Origin of the sequence: Kordia sp., from assembly GCF_050633145.1 — a bacterium.
In the GTDB taxonomy this organism is placed as follows: domain Bacteria; phylum Bacteroidota; class Bacteroidia; order Flavobacteriales; family Flavobacteriaceae; genus Kordia.
In genome coordinates this window covers 119,569-135,349 of sequence record NZ_JBOEFY010000002.1, presented here as the reverse complement: position 1 = coordinate 135,349, position 15,781 = coordinate 119,569, and the positions used below count along the sequence as shown (strand labels likewise).

General features: G+C 33.2%; 15 protein-coding genes. 4 read left to right on the top strand and 11 right to left on the bottom strand.

All coding sequences use genetic code 11. From position 1 onward, the window contains the following. The first annotated feature begins 81 nt into the window (after positions 1 to 81). From ACRBBL_RS01055 to ACRBBL_RS01045, 3 genes are read left to right on the top strand one after another with little or no spacing between them, the layout of a single operon-like run. Positions 82 to 600 (top strand): hypothetical protein, encoded by a 519-nt coding sequence (locus ACRBBL_RS01055; RefSeq protein ID WP_431367174.1) that lies wholly within the window; start codon positions 82 to 84, stop codon positions 598 to 600. A 12-nt stretch (positions 601 to 612) separates the two neighbouring features. Beyond that, a complete protein-coding gene (locus ACRBBL_RS01050) occupies positions 613 to 1,257 on the top strand; it encodes a hypothetical protein (RefSeq protein WP_431367173.1) in 645 nt (214 codons plus the stop codon). A gap of 50 nt (positions 1,258 to 1,307) precedes the next feature. Then, complete coding sequence (locus ACRBBL_RS01045) at positions 1,308 to 1,826, top strand: hypothetical protein (RefSeq protein WP_431367172.1); 519 nt, start codon at positions 1,308 to 1,310, stop codon at positions 1,824 to 1,826. 68 nt (positions 1,827 to 1,894) lie between these two features. Here ACRBBL_RS01045 and ACRBBL_RS01040 read toward each other — a convergent pair whose 3' ends face one another. From ACRBBL_RS01040 to ACRBBL_RS01030, 3 genes are all read right to left on the bottom strand, one after another. Then, complete coding sequence (locus tag ACRBBL_RS01040) at positions 1,895 to 2,149, bottom strand: hypothetical protein (protein WP_431367171.1); 255 nt, start codon at positions 2,147 to 2,149, stop codon at positions 1,895 to 1,897. A gap of 341 nt (positions 2,150 to 2,490) precedes the next feature. Further along, positions 2,491 to 2,745, bottom strand: a complete 255-nt coding sequence (locus ACRBBL_RS01035; protein ID WP_431367170.1) for a hypothetical protein — start codon at positions 2,743 to 2,745, stop codon at positions 2,491 to 2,493. Positions 2,746 to 3,114: 369 nt separating this feature from the next. Next, a complete protein-coding gene (locus ACRBBL_RS01030) occupies positions 3,115 to 9,213 on the bottom strand; it encodes an alpha-2-macroglobulin family protein (RefSeq protein WP_431367169.1) in 6,099 nt (2,032 codons plus the stop codon). A 294-nt stretch (positions 9,214 to 9,507) separates the two neighbouring features. On the opposite strand from ACRBBL_RS01030, the gene ACRBBL_RS01025 reads away from it, so the two are divergent. After that, positions 9,508 to 10,461, top strand: a complete 954-nt coding sequence (locus ACRBBL_RS01025) for a tetratricopeptide repeat protein (protein ID WP_431367168.1) — start codon at positions 9,508 to 9,510, stop codon at positions 10,459 to 10,461. 4 nt (positions 10,462 to 10,465) lie between these two features. Here the strand turns inward: ACRBBL_RS01025 and ACRBBL_RS01020 are convergent, their stop codons facing one another. The 8 genes from ACRBBL_RS01020 to ACRBBL_RS00985 all read right to left on the bottom strand — a co-directional run bounded on the left by ACRBBL_RS01020 (position 10,466) and on the right by ACRBBL_RS00985 (position 15,777). Continuing rightward, entirely contained in the window at positions 10,466 to 10,777 is a 312-nt protein-coding gene (locus tag ACRBBL_RS01020) for a type II toxin-antitoxin system RelE/ParE family toxin (RefSeq protein WP_431367167.1), read from the bottom strand. Further along, on the bottom strand, positions 10,765 to 10,998 hold the full coding sequence (locus ACRBBL_RS01015) for a hypothetical protein (protein ID WP_431367166.1): 234 nt from the start codon (positions 10,996 to 10,998) through the stop codon (positions 10,765 to 10,767). The genes ACRBBL_RS01020 and ACRBBL_RS01015 overlap by 13 nt, the downstream gene beginning before the upstream one ends. 92 nt (positions 10,999 to 11,090) lie before the next feature. Next, a complete protein-coding gene (locus tag ACRBBL_RS01010; protein WP_431367165.1) occupies positions 11,091 to 12,029 on the bottom strand; it encodes a DUF3137 domain-containing protein in 939 nt (312 codons plus the stop codon). Next, positions 12,026 to 12,595, bottom strand: a complete 570-nt coding sequence (locus tag ACRBBL_RS01005; RefSeq protein WP_431367164.1) for a LemA family protein — start codon at positions 12,593 to 12,595, stop codon at positions 12,026 to 12,028. The genes ACRBBL_RS01010 and ACRBBL_RS01005 overlap by 4 nt, the downstream gene beginning before the upstream one ends. A gap of 108 nt (positions 12,596 to 12,703) precedes the next feature. Continuing rightward, the gene (locus ACRBBL_RS01000; RefSeq protein ID WP_431367163.1) at positions 12,704 to 13,156 is read right to left on the bottom strand and encodes a hypothetical protein; all 453 of its coding nucleotides are present in this window, start codon (positions 13,154 to 13,156) and stop codon (positions 12,704 to 12,706) included. Between the two features lie 137 nt (positions 13,157 to 13,293). Beyond that, on the bottom strand, positions 13,294 to 13,650 hold the full coding sequence (locus ACRBBL_RS00995) for a hypothetical protein (protein WP_431367162.1): 357 nt from the start codon (positions 13,648 to 13,650) through the stop codon (positions 13,294 to 13,296). Between the two features lie 12 nt (positions 13,651 to 13,662). Then, a complete protein-coding gene (locus ACRBBL_RS00990) occupies positions 13,663 to 14,424 on the bottom strand; it encodes a cyclase family protein (RefSeq protein WP_431367161.1) in 762 nt (253 codons plus the stop codon). A 15-nt stretch (positions 14,425 to 14,439) separates the two neighbouring features. After that, positions 14,440 to 15,777: a hypothetical protein gene (locus ACRBBL_RS00985; protein ID WP_431367160.1), complete on the bottom strand. Its 1,338-nt coding sequence runs from the start codon at positions 15,775 to 15,777 to the stop codon at positions 14,440 to 14,442. Positions 15,778 to 15,781: the final 4 nt, after the last annotated feature.

The following is a 15,781-nucleotide window of genomic DNA, read 5'->3' as shown; positions in this document are numbered from 1 at the left end:
ACTAGTATTTATTATATGAAAAGCATTTTATATTTAGTTGTTATATGTTGTTTGTTCAGTTGTGAATCGAACGTAAAAAAAATGACAGAACCAGAAACTAAAAAGCCACAAGAAGCTATAGTAATAGATACTGCACGTATCGTTTCTAACGCTATGGATGGTTTTGAAGTTTTAGCTCCAAAGGGAAGTCAAGTATTTAGTGAGAGTGTCAAACTTCGATATTTACGATATGATGGATATTTTTTACAAAAGGTTCAAGTGTCGCCTTGTGAAGAATCTGGTGATGGAACGCAAGATCCAAATGATGACAAAAAAATCAAATCAATTAGTTTTAAAGATAATACATTTACAATCGAATTTAGCGTAGTTGAAAATTGTTGTTCTGAATTTTTGTGTGAAGCTGAACTTGTAAATACATCTACATTAAATATAGTTTATCAAGCTTTTGGGAGAGAGTGTTCGTGTAATTGTAAATTTACATTGAAATATACTTTTGAAATAAATGATTTTCGAGAACAAATAGGAGAGAAACGAACTCCTATTTCCCATATACAATTCAACAATGATCGAAATTCTAGAATTGCATTTAAAAAATACTAAAATACAAAGTCAATGAAATACCTCAGCTTATGTATAATTTGCTGCTTACTAAGTTGTACAACCGAAACAGAACCTATAGATATCTGTTATCCAGATAAAGGTGTTAAGACGTCAAAAGAGTATGTTGAATACGAACCAGAAAACTATAGGTTGACAGAATATAATGAAGAAGGGTATCCTATAAGAGCAGAACATAGTGAGGCAAAAAAAGTATATGAACATGTATATCATAAGGATGCACTACAGTACTCCATAGTCACAAATTTAGATCAAGGTAATTACACAGAAGGTGAGTTAGATTCAAGTTCTATAGACACGCTATTTGTAATCAAACGTCAAAAAGACCCAAGAAGATATCTTTATCTTGAATTAGAGAGCGCATCTGGTACCCGAATAGAATATACATCTACTGATTGTAGAAAAGAATCATTGATAGTGTATGAGAAAAATAGAAAAACACAAGATATAGAAGCACTAAAAAAAGATGGATATGACCTCAAAGTGATTACTATTTATTATGAGGGTAAAGAAAAAATAATCGTAGTGTCTAATTATATAAATTATAAATTTGACAGTCACGGACATTGGATTGAGCGAACAGAAAAATTGGACGATGGTCGTACTTTTGTAGAAATACGAGAATTAGAGCATTATTAGCATATTTATCCATAATGAACGTTATTTTTACAACGTTAAAAAATTACTTCATGAAAAGAATACTTATTGTATTATGTATTGTATGTGTAAGCTGCAATAGTTGTCCTGAAACGGAATCTTTAGCAGCTTCGTGTTTTCAGAATGCTACAAAAATCATTAAAGACAAAACAACAAGCAACCTAAATTTTGCTGAGATTGTCAATTGCTTTGAATGGGATCGTATGGAAATTCATTCTGACAGTAATCATGAAGAATATGCCTGTTTTAAATTTCATCAAATAGATCATGATGATGGAATTCATTTAGGGAAAAATCTTGAAGATAAAATGGATTTTCTCGATGGCGATCGGCATTGGTATTTTATACATTTTTATAAAGGAGAAGTCTTATTGCCCGAAATTTTAGCGGTTTCCGAAAGTTTTGCAAGTTTTGACAATTTAACACAAGACAGAAAACTAACACCATCTTTCCAAAAAGAAAATACTAACTTTTACATAACTAAAAGAATATACGGTGGCGTTGCTGGTGAAACTATGTTAAAACAACGACAAATTATCAAGTTGCCGTAAAAAACAAAGCTATTCCTACTGTATAGAAACAGCTTCATCTTATAAGCTTTTTTTTAAAGAATTATAAATTACAATTCCCATGCAATTTTTGCCTGTCCACTCACAACTCTATACTGTAATTGCAAAGAATTGACAGTAATAGGAATATCTACTGTTTGTCCGGGTTTTACAGGAATTGTTGGACGTTGTCCATTAACTCCATAAAAAAGTTCCGCACGCTCTTGTGGACTAAATGTCAATCTAACATTTGCAGGAAAACGATCTGGTGAAATTTGTGCACCACCATTAGTTCCTGGATCTAAAATTAAGGTTGAAATACTCATACTATTTGTTTTAAAATGATTAATAATTGATTGATGTAAAATTGAAACTTTTTAAAACAGGAGGTAAGCGTGCAATTGCGGAATCTGTAAAAACCGTATTTTGCGCAGAATGTAAGTGTTTATACTGGAATTGAAATTAGATTGCTTTCGCTGTTAGACTCGTTCCCGTTTACACGGGAATCTCTTAGACCGCTTCGCTTTTAGACCGCGCTAAAGCGCTTTTTAGATTTTTTTTCTTGTAATGTGGTAATGAAACTTTTCATTGTCAAATTAAAAACAAAAAAAAGAAGCTATTCCTAATTTTTAGAAATAGCTTTTTGTTATAAAATGGTTGTTGCTTTTTATTCTACATCCCATTGAAGTTTTGTTTGCCCTTGTGAAATTCTGTATTGTAATTGTAAAGTGTTAAATTCTATAAGAACTGGAGTTTGACCAGGATGTAAAGGAATTGTAGGCTGTTGTCCGTTAACACCATAATACACTTGCGCGTCTCCTTGTGGTTCGAAACTAAGCAAAACTTGTGAAGGATATTTGCTTGGTCTTACTTGTGCTGTTCCATTAGTCCCTTGGTCTAAAATTAAAGTTGAACTTGTCATAATGATTTGTTTTTAAATGATTAATAAATAATAGGTGGGTTATTGATATTGTAAAATTGCAACTTTATAAAGTATTGATTCAGCGTAGTATTAACCAATGTGAAATACAGGTGTATCAACATGATTATGTAGGTAGTTTCGCTTGTTTGTTGGTAGTGAGTAGTATTCGCGAAAGAGGAACTAATTGAAAATCAGTTTGTTTTGGGTTACATGAAGAGGAAGACGCTTGTAGTATCCTAATTACTTAGATACTACAAGCGTCTTTTTATTTTTAAAAATGATATTTTATTAATCAACAATCAACAATCAACAATCAACAATCAACAATCAACAATCAACAATCAACAATCGTAAATCTTCAATCACTAATTAATCCACATTCACTCTCACACCTTCACTATGACTGCTGAATTCTGGTGCGTACATGCTTTGAATGGTAGAAATTCCGTTAGAGAAATTCCCAGCGTTATTTACACGTAAATCGTATTCAAACACAAAAATTCCTTTTGGTAAATAGTCAAAGAAGAAGTTTGTACTTGCATCTTTGGTGCTTTCGTAATAACCCAAACCATCTTGCCATTTGTATTGCGACAATACATTGATAGGTTCAAAACCTGCCGCGCGCATGTCTTTTAAATGGACAAACTCCATTGGTCTGTCGTTTCGTAATTCGATTCGAACACGCACCAAATCGCCCAATTCAAGTTTTGTGTTTTCATCAATTTCCGTAATTACTTCTCCGGTATCATCATACGTACGTTTGAATAGCTTCTTGCTCAATTTTAACGAGGTTTCTGCCGTGGTAATTTTATCTAAATCTTCAAAATATTGCCAGTACAATCCGCCCCAAGCAATACCTTTTCCTTTTTTAGTGATGGTAACTTTTGCCATTTCTGGAGTTACCTCGTTTCCGTTCCACGAAGTTTTAAAGTAGCCTGTACCAGCTTCTACTTTTACATTCTCTAAGGTTTCAGGCGTAATTTTCTGATTGCCTATTGTAACATCAACCATGTCCGTTACCGAAAGCCAGTCGCTTCCTTGCAATAAAAGCGCGTATACAGCATCTGACGTTGCTTTGGTTGTAGACCAACGATTGGTTTGTTTGTGCTTCAGCAGCCAAATCTTTAAATTATCTACAGTAGTGACATCATTAGAAATTTCGGCAAAGGCTTCAATCAATAAAGCTTGTGTTTCAATTGGCGCTTGATACCAATACCAAGAAGATGTATTTGCTTTCCAGTACATACCCAATTCTTCACTCGTAATACTATTTTCTTGTAACGAACGTAAAATGGCAGTTGCCGTTTTTGGATGATCCATTCGGTGCGAAATCAACGCCATTAAACCTTTAGAATACAAACTACGTTTTAACCAATATTTCTTAATTTGACCTAAATAATAATCTCTAATTCCTTGTGCTTCTTTTGAGAGTTGGATTTCATCAAAGAAACTACGCATGTACAAATAATGCAGTTGCGAATACGACAAATGATCTTTCGATAAATCTGCCTTTTTATTATACTTCTTGATGTTTTTATATTCTTGAACAAACTCTTGATCTAAATACAGTACCGCTTTTTGCACGAGTTTTTGTGTGTCATTATCTTCTTTTACATTTACGCCAAGCTTTCTCAAATGACCAAAACCTGTCATAATATGTTGTGTGATGAATCTATTTTGGCGTCCGCCAGAAAACCAAGGGAATCCGCCAGATGGCAATTGCATTTGCTTCAACTTTTGGAACGTGCGTATTTCTTCATTTCTCATACGATTGAGATCGAATAATAACGCAATACGTTTTTTCTGCTCCGTTTCCGATTGTGCATCACGAACCCAAGGCGTTTCTTGTAAAATCAATGATTTTAATTCCTGATTCTTCTCTAAATTACTCAACAGAGCATCTGAAGATTTCCATTGATTGAACACCTCTTGAATTCTAGGATTGCTATTCGCGATATGACTCGCCAAGGCATTTGCGTAATAACGTGAAAATGTCTGTTCCGAACATTCATACGGATATTCCATTAAATACGGCAACGCTTGTACTGCATACCACGCAGGATTGGACGTCATTTCCAAACTCAGTTTGTGATGTTTTAATGTACTTGAATTTGTATTCGCTAATTTATCTAAGGTAAACGTCTTAGTTTCGTTAGAACGAATCCACATTGGTAAGGTTTCCGTTACCAACATTCTATTTGATAATACTGGCAATGCGTTTTGTTCACCATCGCTAAATTCGCCTGCTTTTGCAATAACAGTATATTGTACTGCTTGTAAACCTTCAGGGATTTCTAATGTCCATGAAACCTGTGTATTTCCGTTTGCATCTACCGAAAATCCTTGTGACGGAGTACTTACGCTATCAAATAAAACAGCGTCTAGGCTAGTTCCGTTAATAGGGTTTACGAGTTGTAACGTAGCTTGTCCGTTTAGGTTCTTTTCAGAAAGATTCGATATTTTACTACTGATGATTACTTTGTCACCTTCACGTAAAAAACGCGGTGCATTTGGCAATACCATCAATTCTTTTTGTGTGACTGTCGTTAGTGTTTTTGTTGCAGAATTGAGGTTTTTGGTATGTGCTAACAATTGTACATTCCACTTTGTCAATGCTTCTGGCGTGGTAAATGTAAATGAAACATTGCCTTCACTATCGGTTTGTAATTGCGGAAAGAAAAAGGCAGTTTCCTGCAAATTCTTTCGTGGAACAACTGTTTCTGTTTTTCCTTCTTCGAATAATTCATATTCTTTAGCAGAAGAAGCATCGCCATCTTTGTAATTTGCATTTTGATCTCCTCTTCCATATTTTAATTCAGAATTTCCTGCTAGACCAATAGAATCATATTCAGCATCCTCTTCAACTTCAACCATTTTCATTGCAACTGGTGCAGCCATTCGTTTTTCTGACATACTAACAGACTCTAACGCCATGCCTTTTTTTCTAAATCTTCTAGAGTTATGAAAATACAAACCAAACCAATCCAAACTATCATAGAATTGTGAGGAGTAACTGTAGTTTTTGTTGTTGTCGAAATGATCTCCAAAACGCGTAATATTAAAACTTCTACCAGCATTGATAGTAATATAGCTATAATATTGAGGTTTGTGTATTGGGTTAAAACCCCATTTATGTCTACTAAATTCATCTAAAGAAGCATCATACATGCTAGAAAGCAATTCTGTGGCAACTTTTTCTCCTTTTGGACCTTTGATGTGGAAACTCCATGTTTCTTCTTGTGCAGGTTTTAATTTGTCTCTAAATGTTGTGGTTTCTATTGTTAATTCCGAAGGTGGATATTTTACAACAATAGGCACTTGTATTGCTACGTAACTATTAAAAATAGTTCCTGAACAGTGAATTGTAAATCCGCCTTCATCTTTTTTATCTACAGGAATTCGAATGGTTTGTTTTCCATCTTTCAAAGAAACTTGATACGATTTTACAATCTGTTTTCCTTTTTCAATATCGATAGTAACATTAAGTATTGGTGTACCCGAATTAATTGTAAGTACTACTTCTTCACCTGGTAAATATGCTTTTTTATCAGCATAAACTTCAAGCAATTTATTGTCTGCTGTTACTTTATCCTTTGCATTCCAAACATCTGTATAAGCAATATCTTTGATTTCAAAACCATTGGCATCTGTAGAGATTATTTCAACTACATATTTTCCAGATTCCCAACGTTTTATTTTTCCTAAATCTAGTTTGCTTTCTTTTCCAGTGTCAAACGTTTCCTCAAATACGTTTTTGCCTTTTTTCCATGTTTGATATTTTAATTCTTCTTTAGAATAGGCATCGTGTGGAAATAGTTTTTTAAACTCAGTTTCAGAAATTGAATTATAATCTGGCACTTTAAAAGGACGTACACGCAATACACGATCTGGTGCTTGTAATTTATGAATGGTAATTTTTCCTTTTGCAGGAACTTTTTCACCGTTTAAATTTTTTGTGATGATTTCTACTTTATAGTCACGCTTTGTTGCTTCTAGTTTTGGAGCAATGACAATGTTTGCTTTTAAACTATGATATCCTACATGTACAATTGTTGAGGTACTGCGCGTTTCTCCGTTGATATCGGTAATGTCTGCTGTAATTTCATAATCAAATACAGGCAATAGTTTCTTATCTGCGCTTGCATCAGGAATGGCTTTAAAAGTAATTTCAAAATTCCCAGCTGCATCTGTCGTTGTTTCTCCGCTTGTAATTTGTTGTGAAGCTGTGTTTATATACGGACTTCTCCAATATACCCAATGTGGATAGCGTGGTGTACGTTTTACCGAATATGCCACTTTTGCATCAGAAATGTTACTTCCTGCAAATGCTTTGGCGTTTCCTTTGGCAACTACAGAATCATTCACTGAAAACGTTTCTGTAATTGGTAAAAACTCCGCTTCGAATTTTGGACGTTTGTATTCTTCTACAGAAAAATTGGTGCTTCCAAGTTGATCTCTACCAACTGAAGCATGAATAGAAAAGTTTCCTGTTAAGCCATTGTTTGGAATTGCAAATTCACCTTTAACCGAACCGTATTCGTTTGTTAGTAAGTCTACTGTGCTTACTTCTTGATAATTAGCATCGCGGAATGTAAGTGTTACTTTTTGACTGCTAACAATCGTTGATCGCTTTCCTTCTCTACGCACAAAGATTCCTTTGAAATAGACCATTTGAGAAGGTCTGTAAATGCTTCTGTCTGTAAATAGAAAGAGCGTTCTTTTCGGATCAGTATCTTCTACAACATTGCGTGGATAGAAATTGAAATTACTAAAATATGCGGCATCATTTTCTTTTGGAACCTCAATGTTCAAATTATGAATACGCCCATTTTGTTTTCCATCTAATATAGCATTTCCCCTATCATTTGTAGTAAGCGTTTGTTGCCCTGTTTTTCCTCTGTATCCTATTTTGTATGTGATATTTATTGCTTGATTTGCAATAGGTTTTCCGTCATTTCTATCTGTTAGTTGGAAAATGTATTTAGACGGTGTTTTTTTATGTGTAATGGCAACATTTGTTACTTGTAATAAATCGGTTGCGATAAATTTAGGATTCAACTTTTCAGTATTTGAAGCTGTAATGATGTAAAACCCATTTTGTAATGGCGGAATAGCAATTTCGGTCGTATGAGATTGGTAATCATTTTCCGTTGGTAAAGTTGCGTTCCATGTTTCGTTAGCAGTCAATTTGTTGATGAAATTGATGCGTTGTTCATTCTTGTATAATTTCTTGTAAGCATCTAATTGATTGTGCTTAATTTTATGAACTGAAAAATAGAGCTTGTCAACATTTTTATAGTTGATTGACATTCTTGAGTACTTCGCAATTGGAATTAATTCTTCTGTTGCAATAGAAAACTCTTTTTCTAGAATTGTCGCTTTAATTACATTGCATTTTTTTGCAGCTTTACTTTTTGGGAATTTTGAAATTACACTTTCACATAATTCAATTGCTTTTTTGTATTCCCATTGATGCTTTTCTGGAGTATTTGAATTGTATGTATCACCAAATTCTTTGTGTAATTGAGCAGTTTTAGCATCGTACATTCTCGAGTATGGATGTGATGCATGCGTTGTTTTTTCATTCTGATACGCTTCAATAAGTTTTTGTTTCGACGCATCAAAAGTTGCATTTTGTTGTATGAATTTTAAACGCTCAATATTTACATTGATTAATGCTTCTGGAGATGCATCATTTAAGTGAAAACGAATTAAGTTTTGATAAATTTGAAGTGCTTTAAATTCTTGCGAAAGCATATCTTTTGTTGTCAAATTCAATTCTGAAAACAGTTTCGCGCCACATAAATATTCTTCATCGTCAATTTCAAAATTCTCACTAGGTTTGGTAATGCTATGTTCTGGCGATTTGTAAAATTCTAAGGCATTGTGCGCTAAAAAGTCATACACGGTTGGGCGAAAGGTTTTTGAACCTTCTTGTGTTCTTAGAATTTCATTAAACTCTTTTAAATTAATGTCTTGCAATTGACCTGCATTTTCAAGAGAAGCATCTAAATGTGTAAATATTTCTTTGAACAAAGTGTTTAAATCCCAAGTTCTAAAATCATTCGCATCTACTTTTTTGGCTGTTTCGGTACGATTGTAAAATTTATAACGATTCGATTTAAAATATTGCCAATACAACTGACCTAGAATACTTTCTAAAATATTTTTAGAAGGAAATGATTGCGAGGCTATTTCTGCTTTGAGTTCATTGACAATCGTCAATTCTGCATTTTCTTCTAAAGTTAATTGATAGTTTGCTTTGTGCAGAAATGCTTTGATAATTTGCGGATTGTTTTGATCACGCTTGGCAATTTTATAAATTTCCGAAGCTTTTTCAAAAGCTGATTTGGTCAATCCTTTCTTTTCAAGAGTTGCAACTTCTTTCCATAATTTGGAATACTTTTCTTGAGCGTTTGAAAATTGACTAAATAATACGATCATAAATATAGCGAGGACGTTTTTCATTCGGTTTTAAATTTGTTCACAATGTAAAATCTATTTTTTCGTTGTCTTTACATAAAACTTCAAAAGAGGTTTTTACGTATGTAAAGTAAGAATTTTTACAAAACAAAACGGTTTTATTCAATATAAAAACAAAGAGTATTCCAAAAAGTAAAAGTTAATACTATTTATTTTTTTTAATATAGTAAGTAAGAAGCGAAATTGATGAACAAAGCTTTATATATTTTGTTTAACAAATGCAGATGAAATAGTATCTTTGAAACAATAACTGATACTAGTTATTAAAATTACACACAAATGAAGCATTATTTTTTAGTCCTTTTATGTATTCCGATGTTGTTAATGAGTCAAACAACAGCAGAAAGAGCAGCACAATTATTAGAGAGCAAACAATACAGTCAAGCCGAAACTATTTTAAAAGATGCTGTTGCAAAATCACCAAATGATCGTCAATTGCTTGAACTTTTGGGCGATTCGTACGGATATCAGAAGAAATGGGATGAAGCCATTGAAAACTATGAGACGTTGGTTGAGATGGACGATTATAATGCGAATTATCATTATAAATATGGTGGTGCAAAAGGAATGAAAGCTTTGGAAGTAAATAAGTTTAGAGCTTTGGGTATAATTGGCGATGTAAAAAGAGCTTTTAAGCGTGCTGCTGAACTCGATCCGACACATATTGATGTTCGTTGGGCAATGGTAGAATTGTATATGCAGTTGCCTGGAATTGTTGGTGGAAGCTATAAGAAGTCAATGAAATACGCCAATGAATTGGAAAACCTTTCTAAAGTAGACGGGTATTTGGCAAAAGGATATATTTACGAATACGATGACGAACCAAAAAAGGCAGAAGAATATTATAAAAAGGCAATTAAAGTTGGTGGTTCTATGACTTGTTATGATAAGTTAACCAACTTATATGAAAAGAACGATCAGCCTTTAAAAGCAATTGCAAACATTGAAAAATCGCATAAAAAACACCAACGAAATGCCATGCATTATCAAATTGGAAAAGTTGCTGCCGATTATAATCTTCAACTCGAAAAAGGGGAGAAGTGTTTGTATTTATACATTACAAATTATACGTCTAAAGATGGTGTTCCTGTGTCTTGGGCATATTACCGTTTGTCACAAATTTTTAAGCATAGAGGCGACAAACAAAAAGCACTGGAATGGATTAATAAAGCCTTAGCGAAAGATAAATTAGATCCTTTTACGGAGCATAAAGCGAAGGTTTTGGAGATGTAATTTTTTAGATTTTCTTTAAGAAATCAAATAATTTTTTTGAGTCTTGTCGATTATCCCAAAAAGCTAGAATAATAATTTGAGACTGTTCTATTTTATAGATGATGGAGTAATGTTTTAGCGAAATAACTCTCGTATTTTTAAAATGAGTCTTTTTGCCAATTTTTGGTTGAGTTTTAAGAAGCTTGGTGCGTTCTCTTATTGAAAGATTTAGTTTTCTTGAATATGATTTGTTTTGATTCCTTTCATTCCAGTATTCAAAAATGTGATTCCTTTGCATTTTTGCGGAAAGTGTCCAAAATATTTTTAATTCATCCATTCAGAATCTTCTTCTTCTAAATCGGATTCAGAAATTAGTCTGCCTTCTTTGATATCTTTTTCACTCATCAGTAACATTTCAACTTGATACGAATCCAACACTAGTTTTTCTTCTGTAGCAGTAGCACTAAATATATTTTCTATGGCAGACAGTAATTTTTCATTCTTTGTAATAAGAATTTGATCAATTAACTTGTTTTTAATTTCATTCAGCGTAGCCATCTTATTTTTTTATTAAAATTCGTAATTTTTATTCTTTCTACCAAAAATAAACAATTTTGAAGATGTAATTCAATGATTTTTCTTTGATTAAATCATCGTTTCGTCCAAATTCGCAGATTCAAATCCAAATCATTGATGATGGCTAAAATGCTATTGACTTCTGCAAGAAAGCGTTCAATTTGATTGAAGTTTACCTCATCATGAATACTAGCTTCAAACATATCGTACGATTCGCTGATAGCAATATATACATTGTATCCTCTAAAGGATAGATATAAGTTTGCGCCAAATCGATCTTCGAGTTCTACAATTCTGTTCATAATCTTAGGAGTGAGAACATATCTTGCTTCCACTTGATCGTCACTGTATACATTGAATCGATCTTCAAAGACTGGATCTTCGAGTCGTACACGTTTGAATCGTGAAAACCATTTTCCGCCAGAAGAATACACATAGGTTTCGTTTTGAATTTCCTTGTTGAAATCGGCAATTAAAAAAAGGCCTTTAAAAATAGTGCTATATGAAGTAGTTGTATTTCCATCTTTGTCTTTACTTTCGTGTTTTTCTTCGGCATGAACTTCAGAAAAAGTAAAGGCAGTAGCTTCTAGTTTTCCGCTGAATAAGTCTTCACCTTTAAACCGATCAGGATTTGAGAAAATATTACTTGCATTGAACATTCTTTCAGAAATATGCTGTCTGTCTTCATATATAATCCCTGGAAACTGAGCTTCTACAATAGGTTTCAGTACTTCATCTTTATATTTTTGAACCCATTTCCCTTTGAGCGTAGAAGAAATAATTGCAGGAATTATAAAAACAATGGCAGGCACAATAAATAGTATGAGTATGGCAGAACCTTTTAGTTTAATAACACCAAAAGAAAATAATAACAATGCTAATACGACAAGACCAAGATATGCGTAAAATGCGTTTTTCCAGTTTTTTTTAGACCTCGCGAAAATATCTTTTTTGGTAGCTTTAAAAATGGCAAGGATGCCTTCATATTTATTTTTAACTTCTTCAGAAATCATTCGCTATCAAATAAGTTTTTCACGTTTGGATTGCTTCTTTCTTCAGGATATACATCAAAAAACTCTTCTCTTCTAAAATTGAAAGCATTGGCAATGATATTTGAAGGGAATTTATCCAATCCGTTATTATAATCCAATACAGAAGCATTGTACGCTCTTCTGGATGCCGAGAGTTGACTTTCAATTTCGTTTAAGTTATACTGAAGATTTAAAAAGTTTTCGTTTGCCTTTAAATCGGGATAATTCTCAACACTAATATTCAATTGTTGCAAGCCTTGTGATAATTCATTTTCTAAGGCAATTCTTTTGGGTTTATCTAATGAAGATGTGACTAATTTTGATCTGAGCGCGGTGATGTTTTCTAATAAATCTTTCTCATGATTCATGTATTGTTTTACCGTTTCTACCAAATTTGGAATGAGATCATACCGTTTTTTGAGCATGACATCAATAGAACTTTCTGCATTCTGAACTTGATTTCTTCTACCGATTAAACTGTTATAAGTAGCAGCAACTGCAATTAAAACGATCACAACAATTACAATGAGCGCAATAGATATTTCCATAGTTTTTTAATTTTAGGTTAGTGTGTGCTTTATGGTATACGTATGTGTTTTTGCCTTAATGTTTCACTTTGAGTGAAAATTCTTTATGAAAACAAGAATTTTAAGCGATTAATTCAAATACGGAATTTCTTTTCGTAATCGTTTTTTATATGCTTTCGCTTTGATCAGAAATGGAATGGAAACAAGCACTCCAAAAACACTTAAAAAGAACAAAACGTTTCTTGAAAAGGAATATTTTGTAAGACTCAAAACTGTAGAATCAAAATATATAAGCCCAATAATAGTTAATGGCAATGAAATTATTAGTATAACAGTAGTAACTATGATACTTATGTTTATATTTTTAAACTTCTTATCATTTCTTTCTATCAATGCAGTAATACGTTCAGAAAAAGTTCCGTCCCAATGACATTTGTAACATTTCCCTCTTTTCATTTCATGCTTACATTCCTTCTGTCCATACAAATAATGAGCACAGTTTGGACAGAGGTTTTCTTTTTTAGATTTTTTAGTAAAGTAGTCACTTTTACATTCTTTGCAAGTATTGATTTCTTTATTCATTCACTGTTGAATTTAATACAGGTTTTTGAGGGAAGAAGCATTAAAATATGCTTAATTGATTTGTAAAGCATTAAAAGTCGTGAATTTTATGCTTTCAACCAAAAGAAATCTTTTTGATGGTACGACATAAATCTGATTTAAAATTTTACAGGTTCATCAAACCATGTATGAAAGCAATGTCTGCATTGTCTAGCTTTTGGTGTTCTGGCAAGTCTGTTGCATTTTGGACAAAAGTTCAATAATTCAGGATGTTCTTTCAACAAGCGATTTGCAATTTTATTCTGGAGATGCTCTAAACCAAGTGCGACAATGTTGTTTATTTTTTCATTTTGAAAACCATAACTAGCTTCCATTTTTTTAGAGACTTTAGCATTTTTTCTAGTTGTTTCTTCTCCATAAGCTGTTAAACTGAATCTTCTAAGCGCAATTATTTCCTCTTCTAAGTACCAGTTATAGCATTTAGTTAGAAAATATTCTCTCATTTCTTTATCCACTATCTTTTCTTTTTATTCCAACATTGCTACTACACGTGCTGGAGCTGCAGAAGCTCCTACAATTTTTAAAGGAAATACTGCAACCTTAAATCCGGAATATGGCAATGCATCTAAGTTAACCAATTGTTCCATGTGGCAATATTCTTTGCGTTGTCCGACTAAATGTGCTTCCCAAAATAATTCAGAATTTCCAGTTTCTTTGGCTTTTTTTAGCATGTATGGCAATGGCAAATCCCAGCCCCAAGAATCAATTCCCATGACTTTAATTCCTTTATCAATCAACCATTCTGTAGCCGCGGCGCTCATGCCTGTACCGACTTTATGGAAATCTTTTGTGCCGTTAAATTTGTCTCTTCCTGTTTTAATCAACACAATCATATTTGGCTGAATCGTTAGATTGTTTTCTTCTAAAAATCCAGTGATATCTTCTACTGTAATCGCATCAAAATCGGCTTTGTGTTTCATGTCAATTACAATTCCATCACCATAACACCAATCGAGCGGAACCTCATCAATAGTTTTCGCTTTCTCACCATTTACAGTAGGCGAGTAGTGCCAAGGCGCATCAATATGTGTGGTAGAATGTACGCCCATTTTTTGAATCGTATCATCTGCCCAACCTGTAAAGTTTTTTGGAAATAATTTAAAAGGCAATCCCAACACACGAATGAGCCATTTGGCTTTGCGATGTGGTTTATGTTTGATTTTAACTTTCATAAACCAAGGATCATTTTTGTTGTATTGAATCGGTTTGGAAAGATCGATAATTTTCATGTTTGGTAGTTTTGGTTAGTTGGTTTTTATTTTAATTCCCGAAAGTAAGTAATCAGGATTATCTGTTCCGAAAGTTAAAAATAAATACAGATAATTGTCATGAAATATTGGAGAAATAAAACCGCCTAAATGATCGGAAGTCCATTCGTATTCAGGATATTTATTGTGAATCGTCATTGGGTTTACTATCAACGGACTACGCTCATCGTGAATCCATTCATCATTTTCAAGCGAAAGCAAACCATATTCGCGATTGAATGAAGTTAGATATTCAGAAGGCAATTCTTCGCTTCCTAATAAAATATAGAGCTTGGATTTGTAGGTAATATAACTGGCATCATCAGCTTTTCCATGTACATATCCAGTTTCATTTTTGGCTTTTTGTATGATTTTAGATGAAATAATTCCTTTGTTTTGATTGAATGCTTTTAGAATGTTTTTTGTGGTGATTTCATGCACTTCCGATTCAATAAATCGTTTGCTTCTTCTGTGAAACAACACTCTGTAAACTCCTTTGTGTTTTGTGATTGCCAAGGGAAAACTATTCTGAGTTTCTCCATGCCAATTTGGAATCTTGATTTCCTGTGGTGCTTGTACAATTTCTAATTTTTTGTTCAGCATCATATATGCAGACGTATACTTTCCGTTTGGTTGTTCAACGCCAAGTAAAACTAGATATGTACCGTTTTGTAATTGCAACGGATTTCCTGTACTGAATACATTTCCTGTTTTCTTTGCGAATGGAATTTGTGACGTATCGAGTATTTTTTTCTCTTGAAAGGACCAGTTTTCCAAATTAGAACTTGTGGCATAATAGATTGCTCTTGTTGCATGCGCGCCAAAAACCACAGGCGTAAGTAATACATACTCATTCTTGGCTCTTTCTATAATGCCGCCAGCTTGAATATAGTTTATTTGTTCGTCGTTGATGTATGTTGGATATTCTTTAAATAAAGGTCTATTCTGAATGATTTTGTAATTGATAAACGGATTAAAGAATTCTAAAGTTTCGCCTTCGTCCATATTAAAAACACCTGCGTAAGTTTCGCCAAGTGTAATCCAACCACTTTTTACATCCACCTTCAAAATTTCTACAATGGTAGACGCTTCTTCACTTTGTGTGATAAACCACGATTGCTTTTCCGTTGCTTGTACGAGTAGATTTTTTAGTTGTGTGTAGTTTGTTTTGATGCGATTGTTTGCTTCATCAATTTCCGTAATATGAATCGGATTTGCACGTGCCATATTACTTTCCGTATCTGAAATCAGACAATTGGCAAAAATGTCGTTTAAGTTTTGCGATTGAAGCAACATGCTTAATAGCATACTTAGAAAGAAAAACAGTTTTTTCATGAGT

Bases quoted from the DNA above. Each gene is read 5' to 3' on its own strand.
- ACRBBL_RS01010 (WP_431367165.1), bottom strand. From the start codon at position 12,029: ATGATTTCTGAAGAAGTTAAAAATAAATATGAAGGCATCCTTGCCATT.
- ACRBBL_RS00990 (WP_431367161.1), bottom strand. From the start codon at position 14,424: ATGAAAATTATCGATCTTTCCAAACCGATTCAATACAACAAAAATGAT.
- ACRBBL_RS01000 (WP_431367163.1), bottom strand. From the start codon at position 13,156: ATGAATAAAGAAATCAATACTTGCAAAGAATGTAAAAGTGACTACTTT.
- ACRBBL_RS01045 (WP_431367172.1), top strand. From the start codon at position 1,308: ATGAAAAGAATACTTATTGTATTATGTATTGTATGTGTAAGCTGCAAT.
- ACRBBL_RS01040 (WP_431367171.1), bottom strand. From the start codon at position 2,149: ATGAGTATTTCAACCTTAATTTTAGATCCAGGAACTAATGGTGGTGCA.
- ACRBBL_RS01025 (WP_431367168.1), top strand. From the start codon at position 9,508: ATGAAGCATTATTTTTTAGTCCTTTTATGTATTCCGATGTTGTTAATG.
- ACRBBL_RS01035 (WP_431367170.1), bottom strand. From the start codon at position 2,745: ATGACAAGTTCAACTTTAATTTTAGACCAAGGGACTAATGGAACAGCA.
- ACRBBL_RS00985 (WP_431367160.1), bottom strand. From the start codon at position 15,777: ATGAAAAAACTGTTTTTCTTTCTAAGTATGCTATTAAGCATGTTGCTT.
- ACRBBL_RS01020 (WP_431367167.1), bottom strand. From the start codon at position 10,777: ATGGATGAATTAAAAATATTTTGGACACTTTCCGCAAAAATGCAAAGG.
- ACRBBL_RS01005 (WP_431367164.1), bottom strand. From the start codon at position 12,595: ATGGAAATATCTATTGCGCTCATTGTAATTGTTGTGATCGTTTTAATT.
- ACRBBL_RS01055 (WP_431367174.1), top strand. From the start codon at position 82: ATGACAGAACCAGAAACTAAAAAGCCACAAGAAGCTATAGTAATAGAT.
- ACRBBL_RS01050 (WP_431367173.1), top strand. From the start codon at position 613: ATGAAATACCTCAGCTTATGTATAATTTGCTGCTTACTAAGTTGTACA.
- ACRBBL_RS01030 (WP_431367169.1), bottom strand. From the start codon at position 9,213: ATGAAAAACGTCCTCGCTATATTTATGATCGTATTATTTAGTCAATTT.
- ACRBBL_RS01015 (WP_431367166.1), bottom strand. From the start codon at position 10,998: ATGGCTACGCTGAATGAAATTAAAAACAAGTTAATTGATCAAATTCTT.